Genomic DNA, 20,186 nt, shown 5'->3' with positions numbered 1-20,186 from the left:
GGCTGCGGACCGGCGGCGGACGGCTCTGTCGGTGGACTCGCTTAGGCTTCCCGTGTGGAACCAGACCTGTTCACCGCCGCCGCCGAAGAGCGCCAGGAGAAGGACCCGGCGAGCTCGCCGCTCGCCGTCCGGATGCGCCCGCGCACCCTGGACGAGGTCGTCGGCCAGCAGCACCTGCTGAAACCCGGATCGCCGCTGCGCCGGCTGGTCGGGGAAGGGAGCGGCGGCCCGGCCGGCGCCTCCTCGGTGATCCTCTGGGGCCCGCCCGGCATCGGGAAGACCACCCTCGCCTACGTGGTCAGCCAGGCCACGCAGAAGCGCTTCGTGGAGCTCTCCGCCATCACCGCGGGCGTCAAGGAGGTACGAGCCGTCATCGAGGGCGCCAAGCGCGCGGCCGGGGGCTACGGCAAGGAGACCGTCCTCTTCCTCGACGAGATCCACCGCTTCAGCAAGGCCCAGCAGGACTCCCTGCTGCCGGCCGTGGAGAACCGCTGGGTGACGCTGATCGCGGCCACCACGGAGAACCCGTACTTCTCGATCATCTCCCCGCTGCTGTCGCGATCGCTGCTGCTCACGCTGGAACCCCTGACCGACGACGACCTCAGCGCGCTGATGCGGCGCGCGCTTGACGAGGAGCGGGGCCTGGCCGGGGCGGTGACCCTGCCCGAGGACGCCGAGGCGCACCTGCTGAGGATCGCCGGCGGTGACGCCCGCCGGGCGCTGACCGCGCTGGAGGCGGGGGCCGGCTCGGCCATCGCCAAGGGCGAGGACGAGATCACCCTGCAGACCCTGGAGGAGGCGGTCGACCGGGCGGCCGTCCGCTACGACCGGGACGGCGACCAGCACTACGACGTGGCGAGCGCGCTCATCAAGTCGATCCGCGGCTCCGACGTGGACGCCGCGCTGCACTACCTCGCCCGGATGATCGAGGCCGGCGAGGACCCCCGGTTCATCGCACGCCGCCTGATGATCTCCGCGAGCGAGGACATCGGCCTGGCGGACCCTACGGCGCTGCCGATCGCGGTGGCCGCGGCCCAGGCGGTGGCGATGATCGGCTTCCCGGAGGCCGCGCTGACCCTCTCGCACGCCACGATCGCCCTGGCCCTCGCCCCGAAGTCGAACACCGCCACGACCGCCATCGGCGCCGCGCTGGCCGACGTACGGGCGGGCCTGGCGGGCTCCGTCCCCACGCACCTGCGGGACGGGCACTACAAGGGCGCGGCCAAGCTGGGGCACGCGGTGGGATACGTGTACCCGCACGACGTGCCGGGCGCCATCGCGGCCCAGCAGTACGCCCCGGACGAGATCCACGGGAAGCGGTACTACGAGCCGACCCGCTACGGCGCCGAAGCCCGCTACGCGGACGTGGTGGAGAAGGTCCGCGAGCGCCTGCGCGGCACCGAGCGCGGCTGAGGCGTCCTCCCGGCCCCGGGCCGCCCGGCTGCTCACCGAGAACCCATGGCACCGCACGACGCGGGCCTCACCGACAGGATCCGCAAGGGACAGCCCTTAGGCTGCCCGGGTGACGACACACCTCCCCACCTGCGCCTGCTGCGGCGACGCGCTCGCCGACGAGCGCCGCATCGACTTCGGCTTCAACCTGCCCGACGCCGCACTCGGGGCGCCCGAGGAGGCCCTGCACCGGCTCGGCGTGCGCGCCCTGCTCCGGGTGGACGGGGTCGGCTGCTTCATCCGCTGCCTGCTGCCCGTCCGCCTGACCCGCGACACCGAGCTGGTCCTCGGCGCCTGGACGGAGGTGGACGAGGCCACCCTGAGGCGCGCCCACGAGCTGTGGGAGCAGCCCGGATACGCGGACCTGTCCGTCGAGGGCACCTTCGCCAACCGGGTCCAGCCCTGGGGCGACGACCTGCTCGGGGCCGCGGTCACCGCGAAGGTCGCCGACCCGGAGGAGCTGCCCTGCGTCGTCGAGGTGCGCCACCCGGTGGCCTCCCGGGTCCTGACGCGGACCTGGGACCGCGACCACGTCCTCAGCCGCTTCCCGCAGCCGCTGCCCGTGGACGTGCGCACCGACCTCGGCGGCCGCTGGTCGGTCCTGCGCACGGCCGGCCTCGGCGCCTCCTTCGCCGACGGGGCGGACCACTTCACCGCCCCGGACCGCAGCGCCTCCGTCAGCCTGATGCGGGACGACGTCCCCGGCCGCGCCCCCGAGGACTTCCTGACGGCGCTGCTGTCCGGCGCCCCGGACACCCGGCCCGCCCAGCGCGTGCGGGAACCGCTGGGCGGGGGAGTGCGGTACGCGTTCTGGCTGACCCCGCAGGACAGCGGCCGGCCGCGGCACGAGTTCTACGGGATGGCCGTCGCCCCCGGAATCGCCGCCGGGCTCCACTGCTCCTACGAGGACCCCGCCGACCTGGCCTGGGCCCAGCGGATCTGGCGCTCGCTCGACCACGCCGTGAACACCCGCTAGGTCGGCGGCCCCGGTGCGCCCGGCCTGCCCCCGCCGGGCCCCGCGGGCGCTCCAGGAGATGCCGGCCGGCGGCGACCTCAGTGGGCGGCGGCCGAGAAGAGGGTGCGCATCGCCCGGCGCAGGCCGCAGATGTCCGCGACCGGCTCGGGGAAGTCGAAGCGGGCGTCGAAGGAGCCGCCGGCGGCGCCGCCGGTGCAGCGCAGCCGCAGGCCCACGCGGTCCAGGGCGAGCGGCACGGCGGTCATGCCCCGCTCCCCGCGGTCGCCGAGCAGGCCGCACAGCTCGCCGAGCCGGTCGCCGTGGGAGGAGTGCAGGTGCTGGAGCAGTTCCGCCTCGTGCGGCGACACCGGGTCGGGCTCCGCGGCGGCCAGGTCGTCGGGGTCCACCTGCTCGGCGCCCCACAGGTCGTCCACCGTGATCTCGCCGACCTCCAGCCGCAGCATCATCCAGGCCGGGCGCCCCGTGCAGGGCGCGTCGAGGGACTCGCCCAGGCCCAGCAGCTCGCCCACCGGGTGCCGCTCGGCGAGCAGCGCGGCGCACACGGCGCGGTCGTCCCCGCGCACCGGCGTCAGCCACCCGGCCAGCCACGCACGGCCTCGGATACGATGTGGGACGGACACCGGCGCCACATCCGTGATCTCGATCACGGCGGTGAGGTCGTCGTCCTGGGCGTGAGCGGCTGCCCTGGCAGCCGCGGATTCCCCGGAAACAAGGAGAATCACGTCCCCGTCCGGGGTGACGGTCCGCGCGACCGGCATCCCTGTCCCGAACTCCTCGGGCCCGTGACTGTCACGAGCACCGATCAGGGTGAGGGATACTGAGGCGTTGGACTCTACGAGGGTTCGTACGCGTTCGGCTCCGGTGAGCTGCCGAACGCCTTCCCTGGGACGCGGCTGACCTTGCTTATCGTCGGCGCAAGCGGATTCTGTTTCGTTGGAATCCGAACTGCGTTGCGCACTGGGCAGGGGGATCCCATGTGGTCGAGACATTACGTCCTCCTCGCTAAGGTAAGCCTCACCTAACTTACATGGAGGTAGGTTCCCCGTGAACCAGAAGCGACCCAAGGTCAAGAAGTCTCGTGCCCTCGGCATCGCCCTGACGCCGAAGGCCGTCAAGTACTTCGAGGCCCGCCCCTACCCGCCGGGCGAGCACGGCCGTGGCCGCAAGCAGAACTCGGACTACAAGGTCCGTCTGCTGGAGAAGCAGCGTCTGCGCGCTCAGTACGACATCTCCGAGCGCCAGATGGCCCGCGCGTACGACCGCGCCAAGAAGGCCGAGGGCAAGACGGGCGAGGCGCTGGTCGTCGAGCTCGAGCGTCGTCTCGACGCCCTGGTCCTGCGTTCGGGCATCGCCCGCACGATCTACCAGGCCCGCCAGATGGTCGTTCACGGCCACATCGAGGTCAACGGCGCCAAGGTCGACAAGCCGTCGTTCCGTGTCCGCCCGGACGACGTCATCACCGTGCGCGAGCGCAGCCGCGAGAAGGTTCCGTTCCAGGTCGCCCGTGAGGGTGGCTACGCAGGCGAGGGCGAGACCCCGCGCTACCTGCAGGTCAACCTGAAGGCCCTGGCCTTCCGCCTGGACCGCGACCCGAACCGCAAGGAAATCCCGGTCATCTGCGACGAGCAGCTCGTCGTCGAGTACTACGCCCGCTGATCTTCCGGCAGGCGTAGCCCTCACAGGCTGGTGGAAACCCGCCGTCCCCTCCATGGGGCGGCGGGTTTTCCGCTTCCCGGGTGCGGACGGGCGAACGCGGGTGAACGCGGGCCGACCGCGCTACGGCCGGTCCGCCGGCGCCGTGCTGCGCGAGACCCGCGGGCCGGGCACCCCGCCCCGGCCGGCCGGCCGCGCCGCCCGCGCCGCCCCGCGCAGCGCCCGCACCACCAGCGACTCCCGGGACAGCTCCCGCCCCTCGGCCGCGTACGCCGCGTAGCGCTCGGCGCCCAGCGCCTCGACCGCCCGCCGCGCACACATCAGCCGCGGCGCGTTGAAGTACTCCGAGCCGAACAGCTGGAGCCCCACCCCGCCCCACATCGGCTCCGCCGCGCCCTGCAGCACCGCGGCCTCGGCCGGATCGCCCTGCGCGATCGTGACCAGCGCGAGCAGCTCCAGCGCGAGGACCAGCCCGACCAGGTCGTCGAAGGTGTGGTTGATCTCCACGCACTCGGTCAGCAGCCGCCGGGCCTCCTGCGCGCCGCCCGCCTCCAGGGCCGCGTAGGCCAGCACGTAGAGGGCGTACGCCTTCGTCCAGCGCTCCCCGCGCTCCTCGCAGATCTCCCGGACCTCCCCGCACAGCGCCAGCGCGCCCGGCAGGTCCCCGAGGAACGCCAGCGCCATCCCCAGCTCGACCTGGCACATCAGCACGTTGCTGTTCAGCTCCCCGGCCGCCCGGTACTGCTCCAGCGCCCCGCCCAGCAGCTCCCGGGCCCGTGCCATGTCGTCCGAGACGAGCGCCAGGCAGCCCAGGCGGTGCGCCGCGTACGCCGCCGCCACCCGGTTCCCGCTGCGCGCCGCCCCGTCCCGGCACTCGTACAGGGCGCACATCGCGGCCGTCGCGTCGCCCTGGAGGACCGCGACGTAACCCAGCACCCACAGGGCCTTCAGCCGCGAGCTCTCGTACTCCGCCGGCGGCCCGGCCGGGGCGTCCAGGGTCCGGTCCAGCCAGTGCCGGCCCTCGGTCAGCCGCCCGCAGCCCGCCCAGTAGAACCACAGGGTGCCCGCGAGGTACTGGCCCAGGTGCAGCTCGTCCGGCTCGTCCAGGCAGCACTCCAGGGCGAGCCGCAGGTTGGGCAGCTCCGCCTCCACCAGCGCCGCCACCTCGTGCTGGCGGGGGCCGAACCAGTCCAGCTCGCACCACGTCGCCAGCCCCATGTACCAGTCCCGGTGCCGGCGCCGCAGCCGCACCGCGTCACCCGTGGACTCCAGCCAGCCCGCCCCGTACAGCCGTACGGTCTCCAGCATCCGGAAGCGCACCCCGGCGGCCGTCTCCTCCCGGACCAGCAGGGACTGGGCGAGGAGCTCGCCCAGCAGGTCCAGCACGCACTCCACGGGCAGGTCGGGCCCGGCGCACACGTACTCGGCGGCGTCCAGGTCGAAGTGCCCCGCGAACACCGACAGCCGGGCCCACAGCAGCCGCTCCGCCGGCGTGCACAGCTCATGGCTCCAGCCGATGGCCGTACGCAGCGCCCGGTGCCGCGGGAGCCCCCCGCGCGCACCGCCCGTCAGCAGCCCGAAGCGGTCGTCCAGCCGGGAGAGCACCTGCGCCGGGGACAGCGTCCGCAGCCGGGCCGCCGCCAGCTCCAGGGCGAGCGGGATCCCGTCCAGGCGCGCGCACACCTCCACGAGCGCCGCCCGGTCGGCCCCGGTCGCCGAGAACGCCGGGTCCGCGGCGCACGCGCGGGCCTCCAGCAGCGCCAGCGCCTCCTGCGGGGCCGGCGGGGCCAGCGGGAAGGTCCGCTCCCCGTCCACGCCCAGCGGGCGCCGGCCCGCAGCGAGCACCCGCAGGCCGGGGGAGCGCAGCAGGAGCTCCCGTACCAGCGCGGCGGTCTCCTCCACCAGCTGTTCGAAACCGTCCAGGACCAGCAGCATCCGCTTGTCGGCCAGGTGCTCGGTCAGGACGCTCCGGGGCGGCCGCGTGGTGTGGTCGGTGAGGCCGAGCGCCTCGGAGAGCGTCAGCTCCAGCAGCGCCGGATCCCGTACGCAGGCCACTTCGACCAGCCAGACACCGTCGAAGCAGCGCTCCCGCGGGGTGATGCGGGCCCCCTGTGCCCCCGGCGCTCCGGGTGCCCCCGACACCCCCTCGGCGACCGACCGGGCCGCCGCGAGGACCAGCCGGGACTTGCCCACCCCGCCCACACCGGTCACCGTCACCAGCCGCGAGACCTCCAGCAGGCTCCCCAACCCGGCGAGTTCGCCACCCCGCCCGATGAACCCGCTCAGCTCCGAGGGAAGATTGCCCCGGGCCTCATGTCGAAGGGGTCTCTGTCGCATGGGACACGGAGCGTACTGCTCCGGATGCGCTGCGTCCAAGGCGAGTGACCCCGACCCCGAATTCGGGTAGGGCCGGGGATCCCCGGCGCGATAGGGTCGGGGGACCATTTGTAGGAATCGCTGCGCCGGCGGTTCGGGTAGAGACAGAGAGCGGTGTGACGTGTCCGGTGTAGAGGTGGCCGGGATCATCGTGGCCGTCTTCTGGGCCATCCTGATCTCCTTCCTCGCCGTCGCCCTGGTGCGGCTGGCGCAGGTCCTCAGGGCGACCACCAAGCTGGTGTCCGAAGTGACCGACCAGGCCGTACCCCTTCTGGCCGACGCCTCCAGCACCGTCCGCTCCGCGCGCACCCAGCTCGACCGGGTCGACGCCATCGCGAGCGACGTCCAGGAGGTCACCTCGAACGCCTCCGCCCTGTCCTCCACCGTGGCCACCGCCTTCGGCGGACCCCTCGTGAAGGTCGCGGCCTTCGGCTACGGCGTCCGCAAGGCGCTGGGCAAGGGGGATGCCGGGACATCGGGCGGCGTGCCGCCCAAGGCCTCCCGCCGTACGCGAAGTGACGGCGGTGGCCGTACTGTGATCGTTGGCCGAACGGTGCCGGCCGCCCGGCGCCGGAAGCAGAAGGACTGAGACCGCCGATGTTCCGCCGAGCCTTCTGGTTCACCGCCGGCGCAGCCGCCGGCGTGTGGGCCACCACCAAGGTCAACCGCCAGCTGAAGAAGCTGACGCCGGAGAGCCTCGCGGCCCAGGCCGCCGACAAGGCCGTGGAGGCGGGCCACCGCCTCAAGGACTTCGCCCTCGACGTCAGAGCGGGAATGACGCAGCGCGAGGACGAGCTGAACGATGCACTGGGGCTCCACCAGGACCCCGACCGGCCCGACAACGTCACCGCCCTCCCCGGGCCGCGGCGGCTGCGGGCCATCGAGAACCACCAGATCGACAACCGACCAAAGCTTTCGTACAACCGGAATGAGGACCACTGATGGAGTCGGCTGAAATCCGCCGCCGCTGGCTGAGCTTCTTCGAGGAGCGCGGTCACGCCGTTGTCCCTTCGGCGTCGCTCATCGCGGACGACCCGACTCTGCTGCTGGTGCCCGCGGGCATGGTGCCGTTCAAGCCCTACTTCCTGGGTGAGACCAAGCCGCCGGCCCCGACGCTCACCAGCGTCCAGAAGTGCGTCCGCACGCCGGACATCGAAGAGGTCGGCAAGACCACCCGCCACGGCACGTTCTTCCAGATGTGCGGCAACTTCTCCTTCGGCGACTACTTCAAGGAAGGCGCCATCAAGTACGCCTGGGAGCTGCTCACCAGCTCCGTGGCGGACGGCGGCTACGGCCTGGAGCCGGAGAAGCTCTGGATCACCGTCTACCTCGACGACGACGAGGCCGAGCAGATCTGGCGCGACAAGATCGGCGTCCCGGCCGAGCGCATCCAGCGCCTGGGCAAGAAGGACAACTTCTGGTCCATGGGCGTCCCCGGTCCCTGCGGCCCGTGCTCCGAGATCAACTACGACCGCGGCCCCGAGTTCGGCGTCGAGGGCGGCCCGGCCGTCAACGACGAGCGCTACGTGGAGATCTGGAACCTGGTCTTCATGCAGTACGAGCGCGGCGCCGGCGACGGGAAGGAGGACTTCCCGATCCTCGGCGAGCTGCCGTCGAAGAACATCGACACCGGCCTCGGCCTCGAACGCCTCGCGATGATCCTGCAGGGCGTGCAGAACATGTACGAGACCGACACCCTGCGCGTCGTCATGGACAAGGCCACCCAGCTGACCGGCGTGCAGTACGGCGCCGCCCAGCACACGGACGTCTCGCTGCGCGTGGTCGCCGACCACATCCGCACCTCGACCATGCTCATCGGTGACGGCGTCACCCCCGGCAACGAGGGCCGCGGCTACGTGCTGCGCCGCATCATGCGCCGCGCCATCCGCAACATGCGCCTCATGGGCGCCACCGGTCCGGTCGTCCAGGACCTGATCAACGTCGTGATCGAGACGATGGGCCAGCAGTACCCGGAGCTCATCACCGACCGCAAGCGCATCGAGACCGTCGCCCTCGCCGAAGAGGCCGCCTTCCTGAAGGCCATCAAGGGCGGCACCAACATCCTCGACACCGCCGTGAGCGAGACCAAGGCCGCCGGCGGCACGGTCCTGTCCGGCGACAAGGCGTTCCTGCTCCACGATACCTGGGGCTTCCCGATCGACCTCACCCTGGAGATGGCCGCCGAGCAGGGCCTCTCCGTGGACGAGCCCGGCTTCCGCCGCCTGATGCAGGAGCAGCGCGACCGCGCCAAGGCCGACGCCAAGGCCAAGAAGACCGGCCACGCGGACATGTCCGCCTACCGGGAGATCGCCGACGGCTCCGGCGCCACCGAGTTCACCGGCTACGCCACCACGCAGGGCGAGTCCACCATCGTCGGCCTGCTGGTCAACGGCGTCTCCGCGCCCGCCGCCTCCGAGGGCGACGAGGTCGAGGTCGTCCTCGACCGCACCCCCTTCTACGCCGAGGGCGGCGGCCAGCTCGCCGACCAGGGCCGGATCAAGCTCGACACCGGCGCCGTCATCGAGGTCCGCGACGTCCAGCAGCCGGTCCCGGGCGTCTCCGTGCACAAGGGATCCGTGCAGGTCGGCGAGGTGACGGTGGGCGCTTCCGCGTACGCCGCCATCGATGTCAGGCGCCGCCGGGCCATCGCCCGCGCCCACTCGGCCACGCACCTGACCCACCAGGCGCTGCGCGACGCGCTCGGACCGACCGCCGCCCAGGCCGGTTCGGAGAACAGCCCCGGCCGCTTCCGCTTCGACTTCGGCTCCCCGAACGCCGTCCCCGGCTCGGTCCTCACCGACGTCGAGCAGAAGATCAACGACGTGCTCTCGCGCGAGCTCGAAGTGACCGCCGAGATCATGAGCATCGACGAGGCGAAGAAGCAGGGTGCCATCGCCGAGTTCGGCGAGAAGTACGGCGAGCGGGTCCGCGTCGTGACCATCGGCGACTTCTCCAAGGAGCTGTGCGGCGGCACGCACGTCGGCAACACCGCCCAGCTGGGCCTGGTGAAGCTGCTCGGCGAGTCCTCCATCGGGTCCGGCGTGCGCCGTGTGGAGGCCCTCGTCGGCGTCGACGCGTACAACTTCCTCGCGAAGGAGCACACGGTCGTCGCCCAGCTCCAGGAGCTGGTCAAGGGCCGTCCGGAGGAACTGCCGGAGAAGATCGCCGCCATGCTCGGCAAGCTGAAGGACGCCGAGAAGGAGATCGAGAAGTTCCGCGCGGAGAAGGTCCTCCAGGCCGCCGCCGGGCTCGCCCGGAACGCCCAGGACATCAAGGGTGTCGCCCTCGTCGTCGGCCAGGTGGCGGACGGCATCGGCGCCGACGACCTGCGCAAGCTGGTCCTCGACGTCCGCGGCCGCATCCCCGGCGACCGTCCGGCCGTCGTGGCCCTCTTCACCGTGGCGAACGACCGCCCGCTGACCGTGATCGCCACCAACGATGCCGCCCGCGAGCGCGGTCTCAAGGCCGGCGACCTGGTCCGCACGGCCGCCAAGACCCTCGGCGGCGGCGGTGGCGGCAAGCCGGACGTCGCCCAGGGCGGCGGCCAGAACCCGGCCGCAGTCCCGGAGGCCATCAGCGCCGTCGAGCGCCTCGTCGTCGAGACGGTCTGACGATGACTCTGCGCCGCGGCCGCCGACTGGCCATCGACGTCGGGGACGCCCGGATCGGGGTCGCGTCCTGCGACCCCGATGGGGTGTTGGCCACACCGGTGGAAACCGTTCCGGGCCGGGACATCCCCTTCGCCCACCGGCGGCTGCGGCAGCTCGTCGAGGAGTACGAGCCCCTCGAAGTCGTGGTCGGCCTCCCCCGCTCGCTCAGCGGGCGGGAGGGGCCGGCCGCGGCCAAGGTGCGCGCCTTCGCCGGCGAACTCGCCAAGGGCATCAAACCGGTGACGGTCCGTCTGGTGGACGAGCGGATGACCACGGTCACCGCCGCCCAAGGGCTGAGGGCCTCCGGCAGGAACGCCAAGAAGGGCAGGTCGGTCATCGACCAGGCCGCCGCTGTGGTGATCCTTCAGAACGCTCTTGAGACCGAACGGGTATCGGGTAATCCGCCTGGCGAGTGCGTCGAAGTGGTTGTCTGATCGCGATACGGTAACGTTCCGCGCGATGAGACGGCATTCGAACAGCCGTCGCCCACCGTCAAAGAGGCGGAACCGGGTGCCATGGACGACGGAGTCCTCGGCCCCGCGTCTCGCGGCTCTAGGGGACCGATGACTGAGTATGGCCGGGGCCGTGGCCCCGAACCCTGGCACCCTGAGGACCCCCTGTACGGGGACCAGGGGTGGACCGGGCACCAGACCCAGCAGGGCCAGGTGCCGTACGCCGGTGCGCCGCAGCAGGAGTACCAGCAGGAGCCCCAGTACCAGCAGCAGCATCCCCAGCAGCCGCAGTACCAGGATTACCAGGAGTACCAGCAGTACCCCGAATACCCGCAGCAGCAGTACGCGCAGCAGCAGTACGCCCAGCAGCCGCAGCAGCCGCAGCAGCAGGGGTACGCCCCGCAGCCGGCCCAGCAGCAGTACCAGCAGCAGCAGTACGCGCAGCCGCAGGGCGGGCCCCAGCAGCCGGTGTACGACAGCCAGGGCTGGGACACCGGCCAGGGCCAGTACACGGCCGCGGTGCAGACCGACCCGTACGCCGGAGCGAACTACGCCCAGCAGCCCTCGGTCGGCTACCCGGGGGAGACCCCGGACCTCTACGGCACGGACGAGGCCTTCCCGCCCCCGCAGCCCCCCGGCCGGCGCCACCTGGAGCCGGAACCGGTCGAGCAGGAGGAGCCCGAGGAGGACCTCCCGGTCGGCGGCGCCTCCGGCCGCGACGGCGACGACGACGGTGACGGCGACGAGCCCTCGGGCCGCCGCGGCGGCCGCTCGAAGGGCGGCAAGCCCAAGCAGCGCAGCGGCATGGCCTGCCTGATCGCGGCCGTGGTCATCCTCGGCGTGGTCGGCGGCGGCGGCTACTACGGCTACAGCTACCTCAAGGAGCGGTTCGCCCCCGCCGAGGACTTCGCCGGCGAGGGCGCCGGCGAAGTGGTCGACGTGGAGATCCCCAAGGGCGCGGGACTGGGCCAGATGGGCCGCATCCTCAAGGAGGCAGGCGTCGTCGCCAGCGCCCAGGCGTTCGTCGACGCGGCGAACGCCAACCCCAAGGGCAAGTCCATCCAGCCCGGTGTCTACCCGATGAACAAGAAGATGTCGGGTGCGGCCGCCGTCGCGCTGATGATCGACCCCACCAAGCTCAACGTGATCACCGTCACCGAGGGCATGCGCAACACCAAGGTGTACGAGGCGATCGACAAGAAGCTGGGCAAGCCGGAGGGCACCACCAAGGAGATCGCCCTGCGCGAGGCCAAGAACCTGGGGCTGCCGACCTGGGCGGGCAACAACCCCAAGCTCATGGACCCGCTCGAGGGCTTCCTGTTCCCGACGCGCTACGACCTCAGCAAGGACAGCACGCCCGAGTCCCTGCTCAGGCAGATGGTCAAGAACGCCTCCGACAAGTACCTGGAACTCGGCATCGAGGCCAAGGCCAAGGAGCTGGGGCTGGAGAACCCGCTCCAGGTCGTCACGGTCGCCAGCCTCGTCAACGCCGAGGGCAAGAACCACGACGACTTCCGCAAGATGTCCGAGGTCGTCTACAACCGCATGAAGAAGACCAACGACGTCACGAACCAGAAGATCGAGTTCGACTCGACGTACAACTACGCCAAGAACCAGAGCGAGATCAACTTCAACCTCAAGGAAGCCCAGGCGTTCAACAACCCGTACAACACCCACTTCATCAAGGGCCTGCCGGTCGGCCCGATCGGGAACCCGGGCATGGACGCGCTTACCGCTACGCTCAACCCGGACCACGGCGGCTGGATGTTCTTCGTGTCGGTCGACGGCAACACGACGACCTTCACCAAGACCTACGACGAGCACCTCAAGCTCGTCGCCGAGTTCCAGGAACGGCAGAAGCAGAAGAACGGCGGGTAGCAGGACATGACACGGATACGGGCCGCGGTGCTGGGTTCGCCCATCGAGCACTCGCTCTCACCGGTGCTGCACCGTGCCGCGTACCAGGAGCTCGGCCTCGACGACTGGTCCTACGACCGCTTCGAGATCGACGAGGCCGCGCTCCCCGGGTTCGTCTCCGGGCTCGGCCCCGAGTGGGCCGGGCTGTCGCTGACGATGCCGCTCAAGCGAGCGGTCATCCCGCTGCTGGACGGCGTCAGCGACACGGCTGCCTCCGTCGAGGCGGTCAACACGGTCGTCCTCACCGAGGACGGCCGTCGCCTGGGCGACAACACCGACATCCCCGGGATCGTCGCCGCGCTGCACGAGCGCGGCGTCGAGAAGGTGTCCTCGGCCGCCGTCCTCGGGGCCGGAGCCACCGCCTCCTCGGCGCTCGCGGCGCTCTCGCGGATCTGCTCCGGCGAGGTCACGGCGTACGTCCGCTCGTCGGCGCGCGCCGACGAGATGCGCCGGTGGGGCGAGCGGCTCGGCGTGGCCGTCCGCACCGCGCACTGGTCGGAGGCCGCCGGTGCGCTGGAGGCGCCCCTGGTCATCGCGACCACCCCGGCCGGAGCCACCGACGAACTGGCCGCGGCGGTCCCCAAGGACCCGGGCACCCTCTTCGACGTCCTCTACGACCCCTGGCCCACGGCCCTGGCAGCCGCCTGGTCGCGGCGCGGGGGCAATCTCCTGGGCGGCCTGGACCTGCTGGTGCACCAGGCGGTCCTCCAGGTCGAGCAGATGACCGGCCGCTCCCCGGCGCCGCTCGCGGTGATGCGGCGGGCGGGCCTCGCCGCCCTTTCGGGAGCCCACTGAGGATCCGGCGGCGAGGCCGGCCCCACCGCCGGAATGATCTTGGCGGAATCTTGTCCACTCGTCGGCAATATCGCCCGTTACCCTGTTCACCTGCATTTTTACAGGGGGTTGGGATGGACGGGACCGGCACGGACCAGACACTCGCGTCGAGGTGGGATGTCCCGCTGGCGCTGCTCGCCATGGTCAGAGTGGCCTTCGGGGACCTGCCGCTCTGGGCCAAGGCCGGCATTCTCGGACTCGTAGGTTCCGTGGGCGTGTGGACGGCGATCACCTGGCTCCGCGGGCGCCGCAGCCGGGTCGGCTGACCACCGGGGCGTCCGACAGCTGGACCGGGGCCCGTGAAACCGTGCCGGACGTGGGAGGATTCGGGTGGCGGGTCCGGGCCGCGCACCCGATCGCGCCGTCGCAGTACCAGGCGCGAGCATGAGGAGCATCGTTGAGCAGGTTGCGTTGGCTGACCGCGGGAGAGTCGCACGGACCGGCACTGGTCGCGACGCTGGAGGGTCTTCCCGCCGGCGTCCCGGTCACCACCGAGCTGGTGGCCGATCACCTGGCCCGGCGCCGACTGGGCTATGGCCGCGGTGCCCGCATGAAGTTCGAGCAGGACGAGATCACCTTCCTCGGCGGCGTCCGGCACGGACTGTCCCAGGGCGGCCCGGTCGCGGTCATGATCGGCAACACCGAGTGGCCCAAGTGGGAGACCGTCATGTCGGCCGACCCGGTCGACCCCGCGCTCCTCAAGGACACCGGCCGCAACGCGCCGCTGACCCGCCCGCGCCCCGGCCACGCCGACCTCGCGGGCATGCAGAAGTACGGCTTCGACGAGGCCCGGCCGATCCTGGAGCGCGCCAGCGCCCGGGAGACCGCCGCCCGCGTCGCCCTCGGCGCCGTCGCCCGCTCCTTCATCAAGGAGGTCGCGGGCATCGAGATCGTCTCCCACGTGGTGGAGCTGGCCGCGGCCAAGGCGCCCTACGGCGTCTACCCCACCCCCGCCGACGTCGACAAGCTCGACGCCGACCCGGTGCGCTGCCTCGACGCCGACGCGTCGAAGGCGATGGTCGCGGAGATCGACCAGGCCCACAAGGACGGCGACACCCTCGGCGGCGTCGTCGAGGTCCTCGCCTACGGCGTCCCGGTCGGCCTCGGCTCGCACGTCCACTGGGACCGCCGGCTCGACGCCCGCCTCGCCGGCGCCCTCATGGGCATCCAGGCCATCAAGGGCGTCGAGGTCGGCGACGGCTTCGAGCTCGCCCGCGTGCCCGGCTCGAAGGCGCACGACGAGATCGTCTCCACCCCCGAGGGCATCAAGCGCACCTCCGGCCGCTCCGGCGGCACGGAAGGCGGCCTGACCACCGGCGAACTGCTGCGCGTCCGCGCCGCGATGAAGCCCATCGCGACCGTCCCGCGCGCCCTCGCCACCGTCGACGTGGCCACCGGTGAAGCCGCGGTGGCCCACCACCAGCGCTCCGACGTGTGCGCCGTGCCCGCCGCCGGCATCGTCGCCGAGGCGATGGTCGCCCTCGTGCTGGCCGACGCCGTCGTCGAGAAGTTCGGCGGCGACTCGGTCCCCGAGACCCGCCGCAACGTCCGGTCCTACCTCGACAACCTGCAGATCCGGTGACGGGCGGACCGCTCGTCGTCCTCGTCGGACCCATGGGGTCCGGCAAGTCCACGGTGGGGGCGCTGCTCGCCGAGCGGCTCGGCGTCCCCTACCGGGACACCGACGCGGACATCGTCACGGCCCAGGGCCGGCCGATCTCCGACATCTTCGTCGACGAGGGCGAGCCGTACTTCCGCGAGCTGGAGCGGCAGGCCGTGGCAGCCGCCGTCTCCGAGCACACCGGGGTCCTCGCCCTCGGCGGCGGCGCCGTCCTCGACGAGGGCACCCGCGAGCTGCTGACCGGCCTGCCCGTCGCCTATCTCTCGATGGACGTCGAGGAAGCCGTCCGGCGCGTGGGCCTCGGCGCCGCGCGCCCGCTGCTCGCCGTCAACCCGCGCCGCCAGTGGCGCGAGCTGATGGAGGCCAGGCGCCCCCTCTACACCGAAGTCGCACGCGTCGTCGTGGCCACCGACGACCGCACCCCCGAAGAGGTCGCCCAGGCGGTCCTCGACGCTCTGGAGTTGAAGGACGTATGACAGACCAGGTGACGCGGATCCAGGTCGGCGCCAGCGCCGGACACGACGCGTACGACGTGCTGGTCGGGCGGCAGCTGCTCGGCGAGCTCGGCTCCCTGATCGGTACGAAGGCCCAGCGGGTCGCCGTGATCCACCCCGAGGCCCTCGCCTCGACCGGTGAGGCCCTGCGCGACGACCTCGCCGACCAGGGCTACGAGGCGATCGCCATCCAGGTGCCGAACGCCGAAGAGGCCAAGACGATCGAGGTCGCCGCGTACTGCTGGAAGGCACTCGGCCAGTCCGGCTTCACCCGCACCGACGTCATCGTCGGCGTCGGCGGCGGAGCCACCACCGACCTCGCGGGCTTCGTCGCGGCCAGCTGGCTGCGCGGCGTGCGCTGGGTCGCCGTACCGACCACCGTCCTGGCGATGGTGGACGCAGCCGTCGGCGGCAAGACCGGCATCAACACCGCCGAGGGCAAGAACCTCGTCGGCGCCTTCCACCCGCCGGCCGGAGTGCTCTGCGACCTGGCCGCGCTGGAATCGCTGCCGGTCAACGACTACGTCAGCGGCCTCGCCGAGATCATCAAGGCCGGATTCATCTCCGATCCGGTGATCCTCGACCTGATCGAGGAGGACCCGCAGGCGGCCCGTACGCCCGCAGGCCCACACACCGCCGAGCTGATCGTGCGCTCCATCCAGGTCAAGGCCGACGTCGTCTCCAGCGACCTCAAGGAATCGGGGCTGCGGGAGATCCTCAACTACGGCCACACCCTCGCGCACGCCATCGAGAAGAACGAGCGCTACAAGTGGCGGCACGGCGCGGCCGTGTCGGTCGGCATGGTCTTCGCCGCCGAACTCGGCCGGCTCGCCGGCCGCCTCGACGACGCCACCGCCGACCGGCACAAGGCGGTCCTCGCCTCCGTGGGACTGCCGCTGACCTACCGCGGCGACCAGTGGCCCAAGCTGCTCCAGACCATGCAGGTCGACAAGAAGTCCCGCGGCAACCTGCTGCGCTTCATCGTCCTCGACGGACTGGCCAAGCCGACCGTCCTGGAGGGCCCCGACCCGGCGCACCTGATCGCCGCCTACGGCGAGGTGTCGGCGTGAGCCGCCGCGTGCTCGTGCTGAACGGCCCGAACCTGGGCCGGCTCGGCTCGCGCGAGCCCGACGTGTACGGGGCCACCTCGTACGCCGGACTGGTGGAGAGCTGCCGCTCGCTGGGCGGGGAGCTCGGCTTCGACGTCGAGGTCCGCGAGACCAACGACGAGGGCGAGATGATCCGCTGGCTGCACGAGGCGGCGGACGGCAAACTCCCCGTGGTCATCAACCCGGGGGCCTTCACCCATTACTCGTACGGCATGCGGGACGCGGCCGCCCAGCGCACGGCGCCGCTGATCGAGGTGCACATCTCGAACCCGTACGCCCGCGAGGAGTTCCGGCACACCTCGGTCATCGCGGCCGTGGCGACCGGGACCGTGGCCGGTTTCGGGATCGGGTCCTACCGGCTGGCGCTGCGCGCGCTGGCGGACGAGCTCGACACCTGACACACCCTGCCCGGCGGCCTGGTGGACGGCCGGGCCTCCGCGGTCATATAACGTTCTCGCATCAGTCGCAGGAACGAGACGAAAGTGGCAGCGGATGCACCAAGGAGTGGGTGGCGGGGCCTGGGGGCAGCCGGGACAGCGTCCCTCGGCGCCCCCGCAGCCGCCTATACCCCCGGCACAGGGCTGGCCGGGTCCGCCCCCGCCCCAGTCCCCACCGCCGCCCCGGCACCAGGCCCCGCCCCAGGTGGCGCCCGTCCCGGAGGCCACCGGGCACATCCCGCTGCCGCCCGCGGTGGCGGGAACCGGCGGCGCCGTGCTCGCCGTACTGCTGATCGGGCCGGCCGGTGCCGGGAAGACCACCGTGGCCCGGCACTGGGCCAGCACCCGGCCCGTGCCGACCGCCCACGTCAGCCTGGACGACGTGCGCGAATGGGTCTGCTCCGGCTTCGCCGACCCCCAGGCCGGCTGGAACGAGCACTCCGAGGCGCAGTACCGGCTCGCCCGCCGCACCTGCGGCTTCGCGGCCCGCAACTACCTGGCCAACGGCATCTCCTGCATCCTCGACGACGCCGTCTTCCCCGACCGGCCCGTGGTGGGCCTGGGCGGCTGGAAGCGGCACGTGGGCCCGGCCCTGCTGCCGGTCGTGCTCCTGCCGGGCCTGGAGATCGTCCTGGAGCGCAACGCCGAACGCTCCGGCAACCGCCGGCTCTCCGACGAGGAGGTCGCCCGCATCCACGGCCGGATGGCCGGCTGGTACGGCTCCGGCCTGCCGATCATCGACAACTCCCACCTCGACGTCGAGGGCACCGCCCGCGCCCTCGACGAGGCCCTGGCCAGGGCCATGCCGGCGCCCGGCGGCTGGTGACCGCCGCTGGCGGAGCCCGGTCCGCCGGTGCCGCGGCGCGCCCCGTCCGGACGCGCTCGCCGGGCCGGATCCGCGGCGCGCTCGTACGCTCGAAGACATGTCAGACGTGTACGCCGCCCGTCGGGGCCTGCTTCGCGACCGATGCGCCGCCGCGGGGAACGCCGCAGCGCTGATCACGCGTCCGGCGAACGTCCGCTACCTCTCCGGGGCGTCACCGCTCGGCGCCGTACTCCTCGTCGGCCCGACCGAGGACGCGATGTTCTGCGTCGCCGCACCCACCGGGGAGGTCGACGAGGGCCGCCTCGACGAACACCTCCGGGTCACCGTGCTGGCCGCCCGCGGCGGGGACCCCGCCGTCGCGGCGGCCGACGCCGCCTCCTCCGTCCGCGCCGACTCGCTCGCGGTGGAGGAGCACCACCTCACCGTCGCCCGGCACCGGGCCCTGCGCTCCGTCGCGCCCAAGCTGCGCCTCGCCGACCTCGGTACGGCCGTGGAACAGCAGCGCCTCGTCAAGGACGAGGGGGAGATCGCCTGCCTGAGGATCGCCGCCGAGATCGCCGACCAGGCGCTGGGCGAGCTGCTGGAGTCCATCCTCGTCGGACGCACCGAACGCCACCTCGCCCTGGAGCTGGAGCGGCGCCTGGTCGACCACGGGGCGGACGGCCCCGCCTTCCCGACCTCCGTCGGCACCGGCCCGCACTCCGGTCGCTCCCGGCACCGGCCCTCCGACCGCAGGGTGGAGGAGGGGGACTTCCTCTCGGTCTGCCTCGGCGCCAACTACCGCGGCTACCGGTGCGAGATCGGCCGGACCTTCGTCATCGGCACCACCCCCGCCGACTGGCAGATCGAGCTCTACGACTGCGTCTTCACCGCCCAGCGGGCCGGCCGCGAGGCACTCCTGCCGGGTGCCGCCTACCGGGAGGTGGACCACGCGGCCCGGTCCGTACTGGACAGCGCTGGCCACGCGGAGGCCCTTGCTCCATGGACGGGACACGGCGTCGGCCTCGAAATCGACGAGGACCCGCAGCTTGCACCTACGGCCATGGGTAAACTGGACGCTTGCGTGCCGGTCACCGTCGAACCGGGGGTTCACCTCCCCGGCCGGGGAGGTGTCCGGATCGATGACACGCTCGTCGTACGCCCCGAGGCGGACGGCGGTCCCGAGCTACTCACCATTACGACCAAGGAGCTGCTCGCGCTCTAGCCCGCACTGCCGGGTGGTGCGCGCACCCGTGGTCTTCCAGTGCAGGAGATTCCGCAACCGTGGCTTCCACGAACGACCTCAAGAACGGCATGGTGCTCAAGCTCGACGGTGACCAGCTCTGGTCCGTCGTCGAGTTCCAGCACGTCAAGCCCGGCAAGGGCCCGGCCTTCGTGCGCACCAAGCTCAAGCACGTGCTTTCCGGCAAGGTCGTCGACAAGACCTTCAACGCCGGCACGAAGGTCGAGACCGCCACCATCGACCGCCGTGACATGCAGTTCTCGTACATGGACGGCGAGTACTTCGTCTTCATGGACATGCAGACCTACGACCAGCTGATGGTCGACCCCAAGGCCGTCGGCGACGCCGCCAACTTCCTCATCGAGGGCTTCACCGCCTCCGTCGCGCAGCACGAGGGCTCGGTGCTCTACGTCGAGCTCCCGGCCGCGGTCGAGCTGACCATCGAGCACACCGACCCGGGCGTCCAGGGCGACCGCTCCACCGGCGGCACCAAGCCGGCGAAGCTGGAGACCGGCCACGAGATCCAGGTCCCGCTCTTCGTCAACACGGGTGAGAAGGTCAAGGTCGACACCCGCACCAGCGACTACCTCGGCCGGGTGAACAGCTAACCGTGGCTGCCCGGAGCAACGCGCGCAAGCGCGCCTTCCAGATCCTCTTCGAGGCCGACCAGCGCGGGGTGTCCGTCCGCGAGGTCCTCGCGGACTGGATCCGCCACGCGCGCTCGGACGACCGGCAGCCGCCGGTCAGCGCCTTCACGATGGATCTCGTCGAGGGTTACGCCGACAAGGTGAACCGGATCGACGACCTGATCGTCACCTACGCCGTGGACTGGGACCTCGACCGCATGCCGGCCGCGGACCGGAACATCGTGCGGCTCGGTGCCTATGAGCTGATCTGGGTGGACGACACCCCGGACGCCGTGGCCATCGACGAGGCCGTCCAGCTGGCCAAGGAGTTCTCGACGGACGAGTCCCCCTCGTTCGTGAACGGGCTGCTGGCCCGTTTCAAGGACCTGAAGCCGAGCCTGCGGCGCAGCGAGAGCTGACCGCACGCCGCCCCACAGCAGCACCGGCACCACCGACGGAAGGGCCCGCAGCGCGCACGCTGCGGGCCCTTCCGTCGGTGGTGGAAAGACGGTGGCGGCCGGACCCCCGCAGGGGTCCGGCC

20 protein-coding genes are annotated in these 20,186 nt (G+C 72.0%); 18 read left to right on the top strand and 2 right to left on the bottom strand.

What is annotated here, in order from left to right; translation table 11 throughout:
• Positions 1-54: 54 nt before the first annotated feature.
• A complete protein-coding gene (locus AVW11_RS27705) occupies positions 55-1,413 on the top strand; it encodes a replication-associated recombination protein A (protein WP_060178509.1) in 1,359 nt (452 codons plus the stop codon).
• A gap of 109 nt (positions 1,414-1,522) precedes the next feature.
• Entirely contained in the window at positions 1,523-2,428 is a 906-nt protein-coding gene (locus AVW11_RS27700; RefSeq protein WP_076046358.1) for a DUF2199 domain-containing protein, read from the top strand.
• Between the two features lie 77 nt (positions 2,429-2,505).
• On the opposite strand, the gene AVW11_RS27695 is transcribed toward AVW11_RS27700, so the two are convergent.
• Positions 2,506-3,186, bottom strand: a complete 681-nt coding sequence (locus AVW11_RS27695; RefSeq protein ID WP_079070589.1) for a DUF2470 domain-containing protein — start codon at positions 3,184-3,186, stop codon at positions 2,506-2,508.
• A gap of 286 nt (positions 3,187-3,472) precedes the next feature.
• On the opposite strand from AVW11_RS27695, the gene rpsD reads away from it, so the two are divergent.
• Positions 3,473-4,084, top strand: a complete 612-nt coding sequence (rpsD, locus tag AVW11_RS27690) for a 30S ribosomal protein S4 (protein ID WP_030026606.1) — start codon at positions 3,473-3,475, stop codon at positions 4,082-4,084.
• Between the two features lie 120 nt (positions 4,085-4,204).
• Here rpsD and AVW11_RS27685 read toward each other — a convergent pair whose 3' ends face one another.
• Positions 4,205-6,418, bottom strand: coding sequence for an ATP-binding protein (locus AVW11_RS27685; protein WP_240528280.1), 2,214 nt, complete (start codon positions 6,416-6,418; stop codon positions 4,205-4,207).
• A 160-nt stretch (positions 6,419-6,578) separates the two neighbouring features.
• On the opposite strand from AVW11_RS27685, the gene AVW11_RS27680 reads away from it, so the two are divergent.
• From AVW11_RS27680 to nusB, 15 genes are all read left to right on the top strand, one after another.
• Positions 6,579-7,046: a DUF948 domain-containing protein gene (locus tag AVW11_RS27680; RefSeq protein WP_030841592.1), complete on the top strand. Its 468-nt coding sequence runs from the start codon at positions 6,579-6,581 to the stop codon at positions 7,044-7,046.
• 8 nt (positions 7,047-7,054) lie between these two features.
• Positions 7,055-7,399, top strand: coding sequence for a DUF6167 family protein (locus AVW11_RS27675; protein ID WP_030841589.1), 345 nt, complete (start codon positions 7,055-7,057; stop codon positions 7,397-7,399).
• Positions 7,399-10,068 (top strand): alanine--tRNA ligase, encoded by a 2,670-nt coding sequence (gene alaS, locus AVW11_RS27670; protein WP_030841586.1) that lies wholly within the window; start codon positions 7,399-7,401, stop codon positions 10,066-10,068. The genes AVW11_RS27675 and alaS overlap by 1 nt, the downstream gene beginning before the upstream one ends.
• Before the next feature lie 2 nt (positions 10,069-10,070).
• Positions 10,071-10,541, top strand: coding sequence for a Holliday junction resolvase RuvX (gene ruvX, locus AVW11_RS27665; RefSeq protein WP_030656200.1), 471 nt, complete (start codon positions 10,071-10,073; stop codon positions 10,539-10,541).
• 129 nt (positions 10,542-10,670) lie between these two features.
• Entirely contained in the window at positions 10,671-12,437 is a 1,767-nt protein-coding gene (gene mltG, locus AVW11_RS27655; RefSeq protein ID WP_060178505.1) for an endolytic transglycosylase MltG, read from the top strand.
• A 6-nt stretch (positions 12,438-12,443) separates the two neighbouring features.
• Positions 12,444-13,271, top strand: coding sequence for a shikimate dehydrogenase (locus AVW11_RS27650; protein WP_060178504.1), 828 nt, complete (start codon positions 12,444-12,446; stop codon positions 13,269-13,271).
• Between the two features lie 113 nt (positions 13,272-13,384).
• Positions 13,385-13,576 carry a hypothetical protein gene (locus AVW11_RS27645; protein WP_030841575.1) on the top strand — a complete coding sequence of 64 codons (192 nt, stop codon included), beginning with the start codon at positions 13,385-13,387 and terminating at the stop codon, positions 13,574-13,576.
• Between the two features lie 131 nt (positions 13,577-13,707).
• Positions 13,708-14,892 carry a chorismate synthase gene (gene aroC / locus AVW11_RS27640; protein ID WP_030841572.1) on the top strand — a complete coding sequence of 395 codons (1,185 nt, stop codon included), beginning with the start codon at positions 13,708-13,710 and terminating at the stop codon, positions 14,890-14,892.
• Positions 14,889-15,407: a shikimate kinase gene (locus tag AVW11_RS27635; RefSeq protein ID WP_030841569.1), complete on the top strand. Its 519-nt coding sequence runs from the start codon at positions 14,889-14,891 to the stop codon at positions 15,405-15,407. The genes aroC and AVW11_RS27635 overlap by 4 nt, the downstream gene beginning before the upstream one ends.
• The gene (gene aroB, locus AVW11_RS27630) at positions 15,404-16,495 is read left to right on the top strand and encodes a 3-dehydroquinate synthase (RefSeq protein WP_030841566.1); all 1,092 of its coding nucleotides are present in this window, start codon (positions 15,404-15,406) and stop codon (positions 16,493-16,495) included. The genes AVW11_RS27635 and aroB overlap by 4 nt, the downstream gene beginning before the upstream one ends.
• Complete coding sequence (gene aroQ / locus AVW11_RS27625) at positions 16,492-16,932, top strand: type II 3-dehydroquinate dehydratase (RefSeq protein WP_030841562.1); 441 nt, start codon at positions 16,492-16,494, stop codon at positions 16,930-16,932. Before aroB ends, aroQ begins: the two co-directional genes overlap by 4 nt.
• 94 nt (positions 16,933-17,026) lie before the next feature.
• Complete coding sequence (locus AVW11_RS27620) at positions 17,027-17,797, top strand: AAA family ATPase (protein WP_030841559.1); 771 nt, start codon at positions 17,027-17,029, stop codon at positions 17,795-17,797.
• A 97-nt stretch (positions 17,798-17,894) separates the two neighbouring features.
• A complete protein-coding gene (locus tag AVW11_RS27615) occupies positions 17,895-19,001 on the top strand; it encodes an aminopeptidase P family protein (RefSeq protein ID WP_060178503.1) in 1,107 nt (368 codons plus the stop codon).
• Between the two features lie 59 nt (positions 19,002-19,060).
• Positions 19,061-19,627, top strand: a complete 567-nt coding sequence (gene efp / locus AVW11_RS27610) for an elongation factor P (protein WP_030026187.1) — start codon at positions 19,061-19,063, stop codon at positions 19,625-19,627.
• A gap of 2 nt (positions 19,628-19,629) precedes the next feature.
• The gene (gene nusB / locus AVW11_RS27605) at positions 19,630-20,064 is read left to right on the top strand and encodes a transcription antitermination factor NusB (RefSeq protein ID WP_030965741.1); all 435 of its coding nucleotides are present in this window, start codon (positions 19,630-19,632) and stop codon (positions 20,062-20,064) included.
• Positions 20,065-20,186: the final 122 nt, after the last annotated feature.

It is taken from the genome of Streptomyces amritsarensis, from assembly GCF_001953875.1.
GTDB classification, from domain to species: domain Bacteria; phylum Actinomycetota; class Actinomycetes; order Streptomycetales; family Streptomycetaceae; genus Streptomyces; species Streptomyces amritsarensis.
Note: the sequence above shows the minus strand (reverse complement) of the source record. Positions and strands in the feature narration are given on the sequence as shown.

What these genes read in the sequence shown, in the direction of transcription:
- AVW11_RS27695 (WP_079070589.1), bottom strand. Translation starts at nt 3,186, where the DNA reads ATGCCGGTCGCGCGGACCGTCACCCCGGACGGGGACGTGATTCTCCTT.
- AVW11_RS27685 (WP_240528280.1), bottom strand. Translation starts at nt 6,418, where the DNA reads ATGCGACAGAGACCCCTTCGACATGAGGCCCGGGGCAATCTTCCCTCG.
- AVW11_RS27675 (WP_030841589.1), top strand. Translation starts at nt 7,055, where the DNA reads ATGTTCCGCCGAGCCTTCTGGTTCACCGCCGGCGCAGCCGCCGGCGTG.
- alaS (WP_030841586.1), top strand. Translation starts at nt 7,399, where the DNA reads ATGGAGTCGGCTGAAATCCGCCGCCGCTGGCTGAGCTTCTTCGAGGAG.
- ruvX (WP_030656200.1), top strand. Translation starts at nt 10,071, where the DNA reads ATGACTCTGCGCCGCGGCCGCCGACTGGCCATCGACGTCGGGGACGCC.
- mltG (WP_060178505.1), top strand. Translation starts at nt 10,671, where the DNA reads ATGACTGAGTATGGCCGGGGCCGTGGCCCCGAACCCTGGCACCCTGAG.
- AVW11_RS27650 (WP_060178504.1), top strand. Translation starts at nt 12,444, where the DNA reads ATGACACGGATACGGGCCGCGGTGCTGGGTTCGCCCATCGAGCACTCG.
- AVW11_RS27645 (WP_030841575.1), top strand. Translation starts at nt 13,385, where the DNA reads ATGGACGGGACCGGCACGGACCAGACACTCGCGTCGAGGTGGGATGTC.
- aroB (WP_030841566.1), top strand. Translation starts at nt 15,404, where the DNA reads ATGACAGACCAGGTGACGCGGATCCAGGTCGGCGCCAGCGCCGGACAC.
- AVW11_RS27620 (WP_030841559.1), top strand. Translation starts at nt 17,027, where the DNA reads ATGCACCAAGGAGTGGGTGGCGGGGCCTGGGGGCAGCCGGGACAGCGT.
- AVW11_RS27615 (WP_060178503.1), top strand. Translation starts at nt 17,895, where the DNA reads ATGTCAGACGTGTACGCCGCCCGTCGGGGCCTGCTTCGCGACCGATGC.